The sequence below is a fragment of the Anabaena sp. PCC 7938 genome (assembly GCF_049315035.1).
GTDB lineage: Bacteria > Cyanobacteriota > Cyanobacteriia > Cyanobacteriales > Nostocaceae > Anabaena > Anabaena cylindrica.
Genome location: NZ_CP186038.1, coordinates 150,648 through 167,853, shown reverse-complemented (window position 1 = coordinate 167,853; position 17,206 = coordinate 150,648). Strand labels below are relative to the sequence as shown.

Genomic DNA, 17,206 nt, shown 5'->3' with positions numbered 1-17,206 from the left:
CAGTATGGGATAATTTTCTGTTGTTATACCATTTCTTTATGAGGCTGCGCCGAATTTTTCAACCTTGTATTTTCTTTCTCCGTGTCCTCTGCGTCTCTGCGGTTCGCTAATCTTTAAATTGAGCGCATCTTTATACAGAATTGGTATTAAACAAAAATAAACTTACGCATTTTTCATTTATTTCTCACATCAACTTTTATCGAGTCTTAAATCAATACTTATCGGTTAAGCTCAAAAAATGAAATCATGTAGTGATGGCTACGCCCGCCGCAGGCATCACTTAACATTCAAGACGGTCGTTACAAAAATCAACCGGACAGTATTGAGTCTTACATATACATCAAAAAAACTTAAATAACGACATATAAATCTTGCTTTAATACAGTGAAAATATTGATATATCGCTACGCGAAACATTTGTGAAAATCATGAAAACCAAAAATCACTGTGTTTTAGGAGAAAATTATGCAATCTATACTTACTTTAATGATTGAAGCTATTGTTGTTACTTTCTTTGTAGCGATGTTTATAGATTTTGTTACTGGGATTTTTCAATTAATACAAGCTACAACATCAGTTACACCAGACAACACATCAATATCAATATCAATTCCTAAAGTCAATAAACCAGTTATTTATCAAATATTATCTGATCCTTGGACAATGGAATTAGAAAATGATATTTCATCTTACGAAACAATGAAAAGTAAAACTATTCCTTTTCCTCTTCCTGTTCCTACACTAAAACTTTTACCACCTGCAAAAGAAATTAAATCAGAACCAAAACGTCGAGGAAGGCCAAAAAAGAATAATACAACTCCTACTCCAAAAACTACTTCTACACGCAAACGCAAATCACCTCAAAAAGCTGCTGCGTGAACAAATAAAGATAATCACTCACTGTCTAAATCATGTTCGGATAATATGTAAAAAATCCAAAAACCTAAATCATGGCATTTTTAAATCTTAACCGATGGTTTAGGTATCAATCATGATCAGGTTTTACTATTACAGGGAAAGAAAAAAGAGAATAAAAATTTAACCTTTAATCTTTCCCTCAATAACTGAATACTTCCAAGCTAATTAAGCAAGCGGTAATAGTTGTTTTCATTGACGAATAGTATTTGTTCTGTTTATACTAGGAAATATTAGATTCGCGTATTCAAGAATTAAAGTCACTCCAGGGATAAAATCATACAGCTTGAATAAATTTATAGCATTATCAAATCTGGTTCATATCATTTAATGATTGAAAACCAGTATAAAAAATACAATTTATCAAAATACAAACTGCTGTAAATAACATCTGGATAACTATGCTAATTATTTGCCCTAAATGCCAAAGTGATAACTCTCGTAAATTATCCCTAATTTATCAAGAAAATGTCACTCATAGCACTAGCACAGTCAGAGGTTCTATAGGTTCAAAATCTGCTGCTGCTTATAAAAATCAAACTAATACTACACCACTAGGCAAGATAGCAGCACCACCAGAAAAACCAAAATCAAATATTATATTAATTCTTAAAACCATTTTTATTACCTGGATAGGTATTATAGTATTCACAGTTTTTAAAGCCTTAGCTATGATTGAATTGTTAATGTTTGTAGTTTTCCCAATCTATCTATTCTGGGCATTAAGAAAAAACATTTTATACTCACGTAAATACCCTAGACTTTATAAAAAATGGGATAATTCTTTTATGTGCCAGCGTTGTGGAACAATCTTCGATAGTCTTGAAAGTTAAAGCATTTTTCAAATCATATTTATTGTAAAAAAATTATAAATAGAGCAAAATCTGTATATAATATTTTTTTTAATCATGCTCATCTACTAAAAAAATGACTGAATTAACAGCTAACTATGATGAATCATGGAAAGAAGCATTAAATGAATATTTTGAAAGCTTCTTATTCTTTTTCTTTCCTCAAATCCATGAATTAATTGATTGGAAAGAATCCCCTCAACCCCTAGACAAAGAACTTCAAGAGATTACAGCTTCATCAGAAACAGAAAAACGGATTGCGGATAAACTTTATAAAGTTTGGTTGTTAGATAAACAACAGGTATGGATTTTGATTCACGTTGAAGTTCAAAGTCATTATGAAGTTGACTTTGCAGAAAGAATGTTTATCTACCACTACCGCGCTTTTGATCTTTACCACAACAAGGTACTTAGCCTAGCAATTTTAGGTGATAATAGACCAAATTGGCGACCTGATTGTTATCATTATTCTATTGGAAATGGTGAAACTCACCTTAAATTTCCCATTGCTAAACTCCTTGATTACGAATCGCGTTGGAATGAGCTAGAATCTAGTAACAATCCCTTTGCTATCATCACGATAGCGCACTTGAAGACTAAAGCCACAACCAGTAATCTTACTGAACGGGAAGCATGGAAATGGAAGTTAATTCGAGAACTTTACGAGCGAGGGTTAACGAAAGAACAAATCGTTAAGCTATTCAAAATCATTGATACAATGATGACTTTACCTAAGCATTTGCAAGAAGAATTAATCACTAAAATTAAACGTTTGGAGGAGGAAAGAAAAATGCCCTTAGTTAGCCCAACAGAAAAACTGGCTATGGAACGCGGTGAACTAATAGGTGAAGAACGATTAGTTATACGACAACTTAGTCGGCGATTTGGTGTAATTGCATCCACCTTAATTGAGCAAATTCATCAACTATCTGTTGAACAGTTAGAATTACTGGGGGAAGCACTTTTAGATTTCTCAACGATAGCTGATCTAGAACAATGGTTACAAAATAGACCAAATTCCGTAGAGGAATAACAGAAAAAAGGGAGGAGTTGTCTCAGGCGATTGCGCGTAGCACACTGCCAAAGGCAATCGCCTCTCTTAATTTTTAAAGGTTTAATCATCACAATAAACTACCAGCTACAAAAATTCGACTTCATTAACAAATTTAAAGTCTATCTGGCATTTCCAAAAAGCCCTTTGGCTTTGGTGAAGGCAGGTTAACAACCTTGTTCCCTGAAACAGTAGAACCAGAATTATTAGTTGTAGTATTACTATTTTTAGTAGTTAAATTCGTACTACCAAACAATACTTGATACAAAGCCCATACATCTGCTAATCGCATACCCATTCCTACTTTATCGAGTGCTGGGGGAATTTCTACACCACCATTCCAAATCAATTTCACATTACTGTAATATGCCTCTAATTCTGATCTAAGATACTCCGCAGTACCACCACATAAAATCAGTTCATCAATATCACGGGGTATTTCTTGCAATAACCAGCGTACTAATGCTCGAAAATATTCATCCCGACTAAGTTTGAGAGCAAAAGATATATCTTGTCCTTCTGCTAAAATCTCAGCTTCACTTTTACGTCGTGATAAAGTAGATAAAACTTCTGGTTTACATTCAGATCCTGCTGCTACCACCGCAGCTATCAGATGTGGATCATCTTTCGATAAACCACTACAACGTCTAACAAAATCATCCAACATCCATGACATCCCAAAGGTATTTGATACCCCTGGAGTTACTGCACCTTTGTTAGATATCTGTACAGAAGCATTGCGATATCCCAACATTACTACCGCAAGATTACAATTCCTAATGTTTGTTCCCAAAATAGTGCGTCTATGGAGATAAATACCAACTCCTTCGGGAACAACATTCAAGTCTATCAACTTGACTCTGATTTCACCAGTAGGTGTATTAAAACGTTTTAGTGCCTGTTTTAATTTAGATTCAAGACGCTCCTTATCTTGATATTCTGAAGGTGGTAATAAAACAGCAAGTGAAACTGTGAATTTGTTCATCAGTTTCAATTTTTGACTAACCACCCACAAAACACCACAAATTTTTTGTACTGCATTTTCTTCTTTCAACTGCTTGAGTAAGGAGTTACCACCATATTTTTTTCTCGCTAGGAAACCAATAGCATAATATTCCTCACCAATACCCACCCAACAGGTATTCTCTGGATCTGTTTCACCTGATTTAGTTTTTTCATAGTTTTCTACTGATGCAACTGATACATCTGCTATTTCTGGTTCCATACACAGCAAAATGGGAAAGTCATTTTTATGAGATACACTTCCAATTGCTTTAGTTTGAGAACCACCTAAATCTATAGCCAGCATTAAATCCGGGGTTACACTATTTGCAGTTTTAGTCATTTTATTACTCACTTTTTCACCAATTAACTAAAATATATTTTTTGTGATTGAATTTTGTTAAGTATGAATTCAGGAAGTAGCTAAAGTATTTAGTTATAGTATTTATCCAAATAATGAACGAATATCCTGTCTAACAGCCTTTTGTTCATCGGTTAATTCCATCTGTACCTCTACATCTTCATCCCAAAAATCATCATCTAGCTCAGTTTCTGGAGATTGGGGAACTGTCGTGTTATTAGTAACTATTTGTTCTATTGGGTTTTGATAACTAGCATAATTCTGTTTTATTACAGAATCGTTTGTAATCAAAGCGGTACTAAAACTGTCCATACTTTGAAGAATTATTTGAGATAAGGGTAAATTAAAATTTAACTTTATTTGAATATAATTCCAATGGTTTAAACAATCAAATAATGATGATAAAGTTATTTCCTTCAATAAATTATCATCAACTCCATTTACGTTGATATAAGCTAATGGCATAAAATATATTCGAGCTGCTTGCCATACTAATTCATCAAAATTCTTATGGGGATAATTAACCAAATAATTCAACAATATTCCATCTGGTGTATTTTCTCGAAATTGAAATCTAAGTCTCTTGGTTATAAGTTTTTGCTCTGCCATAATAGTCATTCCATTTATCTTTTATGATTTTTAAACCCTAATATCCAATAGGTAAGGTATCTGGTATCACAAAATCTAATAAATAATAAAAACTATATTGCAGCATTCAGGTATGAATATAAAACTAACAAAAAGTATAAAACAGATATAATTTTTGATATAACTTGATTACTATTTATATGCAAACACGCTTAAAAACAAATAAAATAAATAAAGCACAAAAAATTTCACACCCTAATGGAAAACTATTAGGTTAGAAAAGTATTATTGTGTACTTCCGTTGTTATAAGTAATAATACTCATTTTAGTAAGTCTAGCCAATCCCAACCAATCCTAGCCAATCCTAGCCAATCCCAGCCACTTGATGGATAATTTAATAGTACAAATTAACTAAATAAACTTTTTAGGTGGCAAAAAAGCAACCAATCCTAGCCAATCCTAGCCAATTTCCAGTAAGGACTATACATTTGTATATTAATTTACATACTAAGTAAATAGCCTTGAAATACCTACAGTAGAAAGGTTTGAAAGGTATAATCATACGTTATAAATTATACCTTAATCGTGTTTGCCTTAATTCCCGGTGAGACGCAAGCCATGTTTTGTGCATGCGTTATACTCGGACTCAACCACTCAAAATCGTATTTTCACTGCATTTTTTAGCTGAACAAGTTTTTTTGGAAATAATCATCATGCCAAAAAAAACTCAGAGAACAGATGGAGTTATCAGAACAATTAGGCTTTCAGTTCGTTTTGCTGCTGATGAGTACGAGCAACTTAAACAGAAAGCAAAAGAAGGCAGAGTGAGTATCACAGAATTTATTCGACGTGCTGCATTTCGACGGCGTGTTGTAGAATTGCCCCCTCCCCCTGAATTAAATTGGAAGTTGTACACAGAACTGAATGCTATTGGGGTGAATCTTAACCAGATAGCTACAGCAGCAACTCACGCATCGAAAACAGGACAAGCCGTCAATTTTGATGTTGAGCAGCTAGAAAACTTAGTAGAATCCCTGCGTACATCCATCAAGGAAACACAAATGCAACTACTGGAGTGTGGGGTGACAGTTGATGAACCAGAAGAGATTATTTGATTAGTCAAAGACATGATGAAGGCGAACTGCTTGCAGCAGCGCTAGTTCCCTCCGGGACGCTCCGCGTAGCTTGCTTCTCCGTAGGGGTACGCTATCGCTCTAAAATTCACCACATTTTCCAAAATCATTATCTCAACAAAGTATTCAGCCAACCCCTACATAACCCGTCGTAGAAAGTGCTGAAAGGAGTTCCATTGATTGGCAAACAGTTTAAAAATCACAGCTTTCGCTCTACCCTAGAATATGTGCTGGGTAAGGAGAAAGCCACCATGATCGAGAGCAATATGGGTGGAAATACACCCATACAACTAACTAAAGAGTTTGGTGCAGCCAGAAGATTTCGCCCCAATCTCCAACGTGCTTGCGCTCATGTCATTCTCTCTATTCCTCACCGCGATGTATCCCATAACAAAGGGGAATACCATGAACATTTGGAGGATGAGCAATACACAGAAATTGCCCAGCATTGGCTCAAGGCCATGAAATTCTTGGGAGAGGAATTAAATCAAAGCCAGTACGTTGTTGCCCGTCACCATGACACCAACCACGAACACATTCATATCATTGCTTCGCGTATCCGCATGAATGGCTCAGTTGTGCCAGATTCCTGGGATTATCGCCGCAGTGAGGTGATATTACGACAATTGGAGAAAGAGTACGGTTTGGAAGAGGTGTCTTGTAGCAGTGATAGGGTGGCTAAAACAGTGGAGAAAATTGGAATTGAAACAACTATTAGCGATCGCCATTCTCAAACCCAAAAACAAAAACACCACTCTTCCAATCAACCCCCTATTACCCAACTGTTGGCTGACATCATTGATGCAGCCACGAAAGACCAGCCAACTGTTACCCAATTGATACACAGACTTCAGCAACAAAGTGTTGTGGTTCATCCCCAATTTAGTACCGGGGGGTTGTTTAAAGAGGCGATCGCTTTCGAGTTGAATGGTGTCAAAGTCGGTGGGTATAAATTAGGGTCAGCATACAGCTTTCCAGGACTTCAGAAAAAACGAGGTGTATCTTATAACCCTGAGCGAGATTTACCAGCAATATATTCTTGTCAGGGTAAAAAACAGGTAGAAATGCCAACACCTGCTATAGAAACAACGGTAACAATATTGTCTTCGGAGGAAGCAATACCATTAACCAATAAAACTACGCATAAACAAGAAACTACTTCAGGAATTAGTGCGGCGCGGAATTCTGCACCAGAACTACCGGAAGTAATCACTTCCCTCACCGCAGACATATCACAATCAGAATTACATCAAGCTATTACTACACCATTAGCTAAAAATAATACAAATGAGGGTAGTCAAGCACTAATCGAAGTTGAGGAGGCGATGGCGGAACGTCAAGTTATGGCGAAACACCCACCTCTGGAGATCGCTCAAAATGCAGTAACGAAGATAATAACAGAACGCCAAGTTATGGCGAAACACCCATCGGCGGCAAACGACTTGCAGCAGCACTTGGCGATTGCGCGGAGCGCACTACCGGAGGCGAACTGCTTGCAGCAGCGCTTCGCTATCGCTTCTAGTAAACCTGCAAAAAATACTCTGGACACTGAGAATAGAAGCAAGGTTTCTGTAGACAACCCAGCTTCCGGTCAGGGGAGTAATGCAATACCTTCCAACATTACACCTTTGTTGAGCGCACACCAATCGGTTAATAGTTCAAAAAATCACACTAACAACATCAGCCCAATTATCAGATTTTTTTGGCAACAAGCAGGACAACCAGAAACATATTCAGGAAAATACTACGATCTTCAACTAGAGAAAGACATTCTCAAACTAAAACGCAAAAATGGGGAAGAAATTGCAGAAATTTCTCTCTATGATGACGCTGAAAGTAAAGATAAAGGGTTGACAGATGAAGATTTGATGATATTGGAAAGACTGAAAATGCTACTGTTAACCCACAACCGACAAAAAGAAAAAGAAAACAGCGGAGAATTGGAGTAAAGACAGTTATATCAAAAATGGGTTTGATTTATATCAAACGATATAAAGCGACAAACAAAAATTACCTCCAATTCTACTTTTTTTTACTAGCACCATCACTGAAATAACTTTTAGAATCAAATCTGAGGAAACTATTAGTAGTTATAGCGATCGCCCATGTTAAGTAGGTAGGCGTTGAAATTTATCGTTGTGGCAAGGCAGGAGGCAGAAGGCATTTTACATTTTGTTACATAACTTGTTTTTTTCGTGCCGACTTACTTAGGACATCAATTGATGATAAAACCCAGATAACAAAAGACTTTTCACACTGTCACCTGTCACCTATTCCTTGTGACCTCCTGTAACAGTGATGTATAAATTACCAAATTGGCAAATTTCAATACCGTGTTTCTGGTTCAAAAGGCAAGGTATCAACATCTTCAAAATTACGCAAATCTATTTCCATCTGCTTCCTTCTTTGTAAATAAGTTTTGTTGTTTGAAATAATTGCTTGCATTTGCTGTTCACCAAAATTTATGCCCTGTTCCGCATATCGAGCCGACAATTCATTGTAATTATCAACTTCAATTTTTTTACGACGTTCCATTTCTGCTAATGATTCAGCACTGATACCAATACTATGAGCATATTTCACATACTCTGGTTTCAAAGAACCATCAACATTAAATTGCTGCTTCTCTTCTTCTGTAAAGAAATCGTAGGCAGTGTAATTGATCCACGGTTCAGGGTCAGTTTCATCTAATTTTTTTAACTGATCATAATTTTTCTTCAATGTCATAGCGTGTTGTTCAATAAGATGGGAAGGCATCCCCTCATCAATTAATTGTTGATAATACTTTTGTTTCAAATATCCATCTTGGTTGACTTTATTTTGATTGATATTTAGCCAGCGTTTTAATCTTGACATATTAAACCTCACAAAAATCTATTATTCATTAAAACTCAAATACTACTCATGACTCTAGAATTTAAACATTTTGATACTAGACTAAAGCAGTGGATTCATACAGATGGTAATGCCAAAAATGCTGATTCAATTTTAACTGAAAAACTAGATAATACACTTTTAGAATTCTTCTTACCAGAGAGGGATTTTTCCTTTGGACAAATGGATGAACACTGCACCGCAGAAGACTTAAAAAACCATCCAAATGGTGATGTGTTACTGTTTTCATCCAAAACTAGGCTACTCTATGGTTCACCAGAATGTTTAGAGGTCATTGAAAAACTCTGTCCAGATCGAAAAGACCGTGGTGCTTACGGTTCGATTTTTTTAGGCTCATGCAAAAACGCCATCCATGAAAAACTCAATATTTTAGTGGTAGATGATGCCACCGGAGAAAACGGAGGATTTCTTAAAAACGAAGATGCCTGGAAATTAGTAGGTGACTGCTACGGGCAAATTTCAACCGAGCTATACAATAAATTAACTAATAAAAACGAACTAAAAGATAAAAACTTTTGTGTAATTCAGCACCGATTTGGATGGAGAGAAAATGATGGAGAGGATACCAAATACAGATTTGGTAAAGGAACGTTGCGTCCGCAGCGTATCGAGGAACTTTCTTGGCGAAAAGATTCACCCAAAATTGACCTCATTATCCCCATATCTAGCTTTAAAGGAACGGATAAAGATAACCCATCCACACCAATTAAACCCCAAATCAAACCAGGTTTATATAATCAAACTATTTGGTTAGGTGAAAAATCACAGTCTCAAAAGGGTAAAACTGCCATTTCTCAACTACTAGCTTCTTTCCCCCAAGGTATAAAAGACTTTGCGGAAGAATTAGAAAAGCAAGCACAAGAACTTGCAGAAATTCAGAAAGACCCTAGAAAAGTCGCACAGCTATATTGCGAAAAATACGAAAAACGCAAAGCATTTATTGGACAGCAAAAACCAGAGCAATTAGAGAATGAAACACCAGATAAACCAGTAGAGTTATATAACGATAATCCTAATTTAGATGATTTACAAGAAGATAGTGAATCTGAACAAGATGACTTGTTAATGTACAAAATTATCAAAGCAGACTTACTTGGCCATAACCAACTGTTAGAAACTGAGAAAGTTAAACAAGAACTTACACGATTTGTACAAAATGAATGGCGGGATATTGCCCTTGGTCGTGTCCTCACATTTGACAGGGAAATGATTATTCCCTCCAAAGAACTTAAAAATGGTGAAATTTGTGTACCTTGGATGATAGAAGGTGAAAAAATCCTGAATTTTCGCTCACCTTTTTTAAATGCTAATGGTTTATGTGTTTCTATCAACAAACATATTGAAGATTACTTAGGACCAGATGGCAACCCCTTGGCAGGAATTATTATCGTCAACGATGAAGACCATAAGCGCATTCAAGCTAGGATTGAAGCCCTAAAAGCACAAGGTATTGAAACCGAAGAATTAGACCCCATAGAAACCGAATCAGAACGTCAAGGTCGAGACTTTGATGGTGACTGTATTGGTGTGGAATTAGCCAGTAAATATCCAAATTTTACCGCCGAAGCTGAATACAGAAACCTGCCTGAAAATGCTTATGCTCCCACAGTCAAACTGAAAAAGCAATCTTTTTACAGAGAAGATGGTACACAACCTGAATTTGAAGAAATCGCTATTCACATGAGTGATGGTATCAGCGTTGGTATTATCAATAATCATGTGACAGCACTGGAAGCTTTAGAGTCAGAAATTGAAACTTTAATAACTTATGGAAATTCTCAACAACAAACAGAATATTTAGACCAAGTTGGTAGTCATTATAAAAAATTAGTCAATTTAGAAAATAATCAAAACCATCCTCAAGCCATAAGGGAAGAATACAGAGAACAGATGCAGGAATTTCTCAAACTTGCATCTGTTCAAGATAGAAATTCTCAAGTGATAGAACAAGCAATGGCAATTAATCGGAATATGTACCGACAAATGATTGAAGCAGCTTGTTTCCAAAATCAAATTGCAGTGGATTTATTTAAAAGTGCCAAAAAACCTGATATGGAGGTAATAGCTGAAAACAAACGCTATCTTTATCGAGATGTTAATTATATAAAAGATAAAAAATCTTCATCTGCTTACTTAAAGGAAGGTATTAACACTACTGGCTATTCACCAGTGGAATTACTAATTAACCAAGTTAATAAATACTTTGAAGCATCTCATTTAGAATCACGTCCTATTATCCAATTCCAAGATTTATTTAAAGGTGTAGAATTTACTCCTCAACAAAAATTTCAGGCTATTTTAACTAAACAAGAATTTGATGATAAATTCAATGTAGCTACCAGATTGAATAAACGTCGAGAAACTGAACAAGGACCTTATGCTGTTGTCAAAACCAGCAATGGTACAGAAATTACCATCACTAATCTCACTCGCTACGAACACCCAGGAATTTGGAAAGGTTCTACACTCAACATCCGTTTAGAAGAAATTCCAGAAAAATATCGGTCTTTGCAACGTCCCCATACTTTATTAGCAATAGCACAAATTGATGGAGAAACGGAAAATGGAGAACCTAAATATTCAAAACTGGGAACAGTTAGTCAACAATCTGTAATTGACTATAAACTCAAACCAGGAATGATAACTCAGGGTGCAACATTAGTTGAACTGAAACCTGAACTGAGAGAAAGTCAAATCAAATTACTGTTTCAAGAAGCTTATGCTGTTGCTGAAAATTTCTATAATTTAATTCCTGAAGACCAAAAATTAGCAGTTGCAGCCGCAACATGGAATATATCAGCTTCTCGACAAGATGAATTAGAACAAGGAGATAATTCAAGTTTCAACTCTCGTAAGAAAGTTTCTAACTTTGTATTTGCAACTTTTGGTAAGGAAATAGTTAGCCAATTAGATGAATTACAATTTTTACAACTCAAAGTATTAGGAATTGGTAAGGAAGGAGATAATTTTGTTGGTAGGGAATGGAATCCGCAAGAAAAATATTCGATAGAAATACAAGCCTGTCGCTATCCTCCAGGACATGAAAGACATAATTCTAGATTGGTATTTGTCAAAGATAATGATGAAGAATACAAAGAATTTGCTGTTTTGGAACAAAGAACAGGCCAATTAGCAATTGGTACTCAGGCACAAGCATATATTAAATCAGGTGAAACTTATACAGCTACGGCAACTATTAATTTACCATCGCAACCACCAATCAACATTACTATCAGAGAAATTAGTAAATTTTCTCATGCAGGTAAGACTTTCAATAATGAACAAGTCACACTCACTATTGGTAATGTAGCAGTTCCTGTTGACACAGCTAAAATTAAATTGGATGGTCAAACATTAGGAGAACTGGATACTGATTCAATTCAAGAATTAAGAAAAATAAATTATTTAGCTAATGGTAATCCGCTACAACTTAAATTAAAATCTATTGGTGATAGTCAACATGAAGGTGGTTTTATTATTGCTGAATCACCTCATGGGAATTTGTTGAAAATTAATAAGATTAATGTTTATGATTTTAAAGGTCAAGTTTTTACGGGAGAAGAATATAAAAGCGTTAGTTTAGAAGTACCAACCAGTAAAAATAGGGATGCTGTTTTTCTCAATGGAGAATTATTAGGAGTTCTCCACTATAAAAAAGATAAGGAAGCACTACAAAATTTGGGAGTGCTTAAACATGGTCAACAAAGTTCTGTGAATTGTACATTACAAAGTAATTTTTCTCACACTTTTATTAATATTGAACCCAATACAGTACAATATCCGCAAACTTGGACAAAGGAAGCTCAAGCTTTTCAAGATAATTCCCAATTAAATACGGTAACAAAGCAAGAGGTGATGGTTGAAAAAAGTTGGCTATTGCTGGAGAAGATCAAAGAACGTCCGACAATATTATTCACTAGTCAGGAAGATAAGGTACTGGGATTAATAGGAATAGCAGTGGACAACCATAAAACAGAATTAGTTCAGAATTGGTTTAAATCTAAGAATATTGAATTTAATGTTTTACCGCCACAAGATTTACCACTAGAAACAAAAAAAGGTCTTTCTGTAATTTACTTGGTTAGTAGTACAATTCCATCTGATGATTTTGATGCTTTAAAGGCAAAGTTTGGAGAACCATTAAGTGCTGACGGAAAAAATAGTGCTTACAATCAATATCTTAATTCCCTTCCCAATAGACCACATATAATAGGGGAAAGACTCGATAAAGTTCAGGAATTAGCTACAACTACAATACCTGTTATAGTTACACCCAATTTATCAAATAACAATCCACCACAACAAACAATTGTAGTTCCTGAAAATCTGCAAACTATATCCGCAGTAACTCAGGTATTACCTGCTAATAGCACCATTGTCTCCAAACCTGAAGAGAAGGATGTTGTGATTTCGGGTAAACCTGTGCAAATGGTGTTTCCTCTGAAAATGCACGGTGAACCCAACGCTTTACCCGTCAGCACTACTATTGATGCTATGCGCGGATATGGTAGATGTCATACAACCAGGACTTATGAACCGTACAAAGCTTATGGGTTTAAAGAGGGAGATATTGCGATTGCCTCCGGCAGTGCGCGAAGCGCAATCGCTGAAAGCGGGCGTTCCGCCATCGCCGTGTCCAGTTCCCAACAAGTTGCCTTTCGAGTAGGTAAACAATACCGCATCACCCCAGAAATGATTGCAGATGCAGCATATCAGCAACAATGGGGCGCAATGGAAAAACACAGCAGTCGAGAACTCACTACCTTTAAGGATAAACCGGAAGTGTGGGGACTGAACATGGAACCGCTGGGAGATTATGTCAACGGAAAAATTGTACCTTTCCCCAGCCCCAACCTTGAGAAGTCGTTAATTACACCTGCTATACCACCACCTTTATCTACAGCCATACCTCTGGCATCTATTATTACTTCTCCAGTAAATATCGGTTCGAGAAGTTCTGACCCTCTAGGTGCGGCTATGACTAATCCTACTGTTAAAGCCAAGGAATTAGGCAAAATCCAAGGAGAATATCCTGTATCTTTCCGTGATAACGCCGCAGTACCCGCTGGTAAATATGGACCAGAAACTTATGCCCAAGATAAACCTGCTGGAGTCCCTTTTGTCTCTGCTGAACAAGCTTACCAACACTACAAAACAACAGTACCTTTGGGAGAACCACGAATACAGTTAATGGCAGAAATTATTCAAGCTAAGTTAGAACAACACCCCAAGTTGTTTGCAGCTATAACCCAAAGGGGAGGTGTGGAATGGCTGGAAAACTGTACTCACTATGTCACTTCTGCCAGAGATAACTACTGGGAAGGCAAGGGTAAAGAATCTCCGTTTATCCGCGCTTTGATTGAGGGATATTCTAAAGTGTTGGAAAATTCTCAGACTATTCAAGCATCCTCAGAATTGATACCGAAGGATTCTGTACAAACAATTATAACCCTGTCCACACCTCAACCTCAAGATTCTGTCCAAGAAATTATTAGTTCTCCCAACAGTTCCAACCCACTTGCTAATCTCCAACCCCTGAATGCTGCTGTAGCACCGCATATGCAAAAGGATGTGGCAATGGCTGAAATAGCTACTCAATTCATTGGTATGTCATCTGCACCACCTGAAACACCCTCTAGCACCCGTAATTATCAACAAGCTTGGGGGGAAAGGGCAAATACAGGTGTGTACTCAGCCAATGACACGATTATGGTTTCAGGTTCAGGTCCTTGGAGGGGTGTTACTCAAAAACAAATTTTGGACACCTTCAATAATCATTATGTACCACTAATTGATAGAGCGATCGCTTCCAAAAGTTCCTTTGTAGTGGGTAATGCTGCTGGTACTGACCAACTGGTAAAACAATATTTAGAAGTACAGGGGTATAAGCTAGAATCTGTCAATGATGGGTACACACGCGCAGTCAAGCTAGAACAAGATACTACGCTTACTAACCAACAACCACAATCGGCTTTAGAAGTATCTTCCCCAGTACCTACACAGCCATCATCTGTAATGTCATCTCATGGGCTAAAGTTGCCTAACTCTACACCCATTTCCTCATCCAACATTGTTCAAAAGGAGGTAGTTGCTAATAAAAGTATTCAGGATCAAGAAACAACATTAGAAAAATTAAGAACTTGGTATTTGACTGCACAAAAGTTGGGTAAGTCAGCAGAATATATTCAGCGAATTGCAGAGGTTGGTAGTGAATTTAAATCAGGTGCAGAGTTAACAGAAAAAGCAGTCGTAGCAATGAATAATGATTTTCAAGAACTACATTCTATCAATCGTCTTACCCAAATTTCTCAACGAATGGGGGATGTATTTGGCATTCTTCAAGAAAATGGAGAAGTTATAGTACAAGGTAAAGAATACTTGATTTCAATCAATAACTCTCATAAAGATTTAACGATTATAAAAAAAGATGGAACTGTTTTCCTGGATATTAAATTAGGACAAATTAATCAGAGTCAAGTGTCGGCTGAAGTTATTGATATATTTGAGGAAATCAACAATAATATCAATCAATCTTTGGCATTCGCCAAAAATCAGCATCTTCAAGTTTAATATTTAATCAATTTAGTTTTTATTCAATTGATTGGCATAAATTTATGACAACTAATCCTTTAACTATACTCACTGAAGAATCAAGTAAAATATCCCCTGATATTTCCTCTGCTAAAACTGCTTATATGTTCAGCCAACTTCTCGAATATGTTGGTTACGATGAATTAGAATCTATTCCATCAACAGAAATAGTAAGTATTGAAGAACAAAATGATGCTATAAAAACCCTGGCATCTATTATTGCTAGTCTCAATTCTGGAAAAACAGTAGAAGAATCTATTTTAATAGAATTTGAACCAGATGATATCCAGTTAGAACATCGAGAGTTTATTCCTGAATCAGCAGTAATGTTCATAGATGATTTAAATGTAAATAAAACAACGGAAGATCAACAAAATAATTCCACTCAAATCAATTATGATTCGATTATAGTTTTGGAAGATGAACAAGAAGAAAACAAAACAAAAATATATGAGGAAGACATTATGTTATATGTTATTCCTCTCATAATGGCAAGGTTAATGAGCGAAGAAAGTTTAATAGAAGATAGTAAAGATGGAGAGATTAGGGTTTATCAATCAGATGAATTTACTGCTTCATTACTAGTTACAGCGACAGAGGAGCAAATTTTAATCTTGAAAAGAAAACAATATTTATATTCTGAAACCGAGGTTGCTTTAAATGCTGTGAGAAAAACAAATTATGCACAGTTTCAAGTTACTACAAATCAATTAACAGAGGCGGAAATAGAAAAGTTTAAACTGATAGCGTTAATGGAGTATAATCAAAGTAATCAATTACTTAAAAAGGAACAAGAGTTAGGAGAGTAATAGAATTTATGACTTAATCAATAAATCCAAAACCTTGATTAATAAAGAGTTTCAAAAATTTACAATGTATTTGGGTCAATTCCCCTTGCTTGTAATCTAGCTAGAAGAGTTTGCAATTCTTCCTCTTGGGTAGAATATCTGTTACTATTTTCGTCATACCAATATAACCATTCCCTGGTTCTACCTTGATAAGTTCCCTGTTCCTTACTAATACCTAAACCTACCTCTGGCATCCAAATTTTATCCCCTGGTTGAAGGATGTATTCACCATTGACTAAGCGGTAAACTTCTAAACGTTGACGTTTTCGACGTAGGCGTGTAGGGGCATAAATGACATAATATAAAATGCCTAATTCTGCATAGTCTAATTTCTTTTGCTCATATTCGTAATTGTAAGTTTGAGAAACAATTTCTAAAGCTAAAATTGGGGGAATACCATCTTCTTCCCAAAGTACATAACTAGAACGCCCATTTTCACCAACAAAGCGTTCTACTCCCAAACTTAAAAAGGCATCTGGGACTATGGCAGGTTTACTTCCTGCATAATAAACTCCCATATTAATACCAAAAAACCAGTCATCTCGCTTTTGCCAAATATTAACTAGGATGGCTAATAATAAGTTGGGAATTAAAATTTGTAGTTCGTTATCCACTGGGGTATCGTCTGAATCTGGTAATTCTGCTGAAGAAGGTAAACAATGTAATGTATTGTAATTTAACATATAGGACTCCTATTTAATTTTTGCGAAACTAGGTACATCTTGATTCCTTCTTTCCTATTCCCTATTCCTTGTTTCCTGTCTTCACGAAAATTATGGCTTACACCACAGTCCACGAACGTGAACACTATCAGGAATCAAACTGAATTCCTATAAATATTTAACTGTTAACAGTTCATTAAAAAAATGACTCATATCATTTCTATTTGTGAGTTTCACTACTCGTTAGAGATACACTTATTATATCTGTTCGGTTAAGAAACAGAGAACGGGAGCATCCCAATTTTGAGA

The 17,206-nt window shown here is 35.9% G+C and carries 11 protein-coding genes; 7 read left to right on the top strand and 4 right to left on the bottom strand.

Annotated features, from left to right (window positions below):
- Positions 1-465 precede the first annotated feature (465 nt).
- From ACOWPH_RS29965 to ACOWPH_RS29955, 3 genes are all read left to right on the top strand, one after another.
- Positions 466-879: a hypothetical protein gene (locus tag ACOWPH_RS29965; RefSeq protein ID WP_015364301.1), complete on the top strand. Its 414-nt coding sequence runs from the start codon at positions 466-468 to the stop codon at positions 877-879.
- A 437-nt stretch (positions 880-1,316) separates the two neighbouring features.
- Positions 1,317-1,748 (top strand): hypothetical protein, encoded by a 432-nt coding sequence (locus ACOWPH_RS29960; protein WP_015364300.1) that lies wholly within the window; start codon positions 1,317-1,319, stop codon positions 1,746-1,748.
- A gap of 94 nt (positions 1,749-1,842) precedes the next feature.
- Positions 1,843-2,799, top strand: coding sequence for a DUF4351 domain-containing protein (locus ACOWPH_RS29955; RefSeq protein WP_015364299.1), 957 nt, complete (start codon positions 1,843-1,845; stop codon positions 2,797-2,799).
- A 133-nt stretch (positions 2,800-2,932) separates the two neighbouring features.
- On the opposite strand, the gene ACOWPH_RS29950 is transcribed toward ACOWPH_RS29955, so the two are convergent.
- Positions 2,933-4,162 carry a ParM/StbA family protein gene (locus ACOWPH_RS29950; RefSeq protein WP_015364298.1) on the bottom strand — a complete coding sequence of 410 codons (1,230 nt, stop codon included), beginning with the start codon at positions 4,160-4,162 and terminating at the stop codon, positions 2,933-2,935.
- A 102-nt stretch (positions 4,163-4,264) separates the two neighbouring features.
- Positions 4,265-4,789, bottom strand: a complete 525-nt coding sequence (locus ACOWPH_RS29945; RefSeq protein WP_015364297.1) for a hypothetical protein — start codon at positions 4,787-4,789, stop codon at positions 4,265-4,267.
- A 692-nt stretch (positions 4,790-5,481) separates the two neighbouring features.
- Here ACOWPH_RS29945 and ACOWPH_RS29940 point away from each other — a divergent pair.
- Entirely contained in the window at positions 5,482-5,883 is a 402-nt protein-coding gene (locus tag ACOWPH_RS29940; protein WP_042466388.1) for a plasmid mobilization protein, read from the top strand.
- Between the two features lie 176 nt (positions 5,884-6,059).
- Positions 6,060-7,850 (top strand): relaxase/mobilization nuclease domain-containing protein, encoded by a 1,791-nt coding sequence (locus ACOWPH_RS29935; protein ID WP_244887775.1) that lies wholly within the window; start codon positions 6,060-6,062, stop codon positions 7,848-7,850.
- A gap of 376 nt (positions 7,851-8,226) precedes the next feature.
- Here the strand turns inward: ACOWPH_RS29935 and ACOWPH_RS29930 are convergent, their stop codons facing one another.
- Positions 8,227-8,757: a hypothetical protein gene (locus ACOWPH_RS29930; RefSeq protein ID WP_015364294.1), complete on the bottom strand. Its 531-nt coding sequence runs from the start codon at positions 8,755-8,757 to the stop codon at positions 8,227-8,229.
- 48 nt (positions 8,758-8,805) lie between these two features.
- Between ACOWPH_RS29930 and ACOWPH_RS29925 the strand changes: the two genes are divergently transcribed.
- Positions 8,806-15,366: a hypothetical protein gene (locus tag ACOWPH_RS29925; RefSeq protein WP_015364293.1), complete on the top strand. Its 6,561-nt coding sequence runs from the start codon at positions 8,806-8,808 to the stop codon at positions 15,364-15,366.
- Positions 15,367-15,410: 44 nt separating this feature from the next.
- Entirely contained in the window at positions 15,411-16,196 is a 786-nt protein-coding gene (locus ACOWPH_RS29920) for a hypothetical protein (RefSeq protein WP_015364292.1), read from the top strand.
- Positions 16,197-16,255: 59 nt separating this feature from the next.
- Here ACOWPH_RS29920 and ACOWPH_RS29915 read toward each other — a convergent pair whose 3' ends face one another.
- Positions 16,256-16,918 (bottom strand): Uma2 family endonuclease, encoded by a 663-nt coding sequence (locus ACOWPH_RS29915; RefSeq protein ID WP_015364291.1) that lies wholly within the window; start codon positions 16,916-16,918, stop codon positions 16,256-16,258.
- Positions 16,919-17,206: the final 288 nt, after the last annotated feature.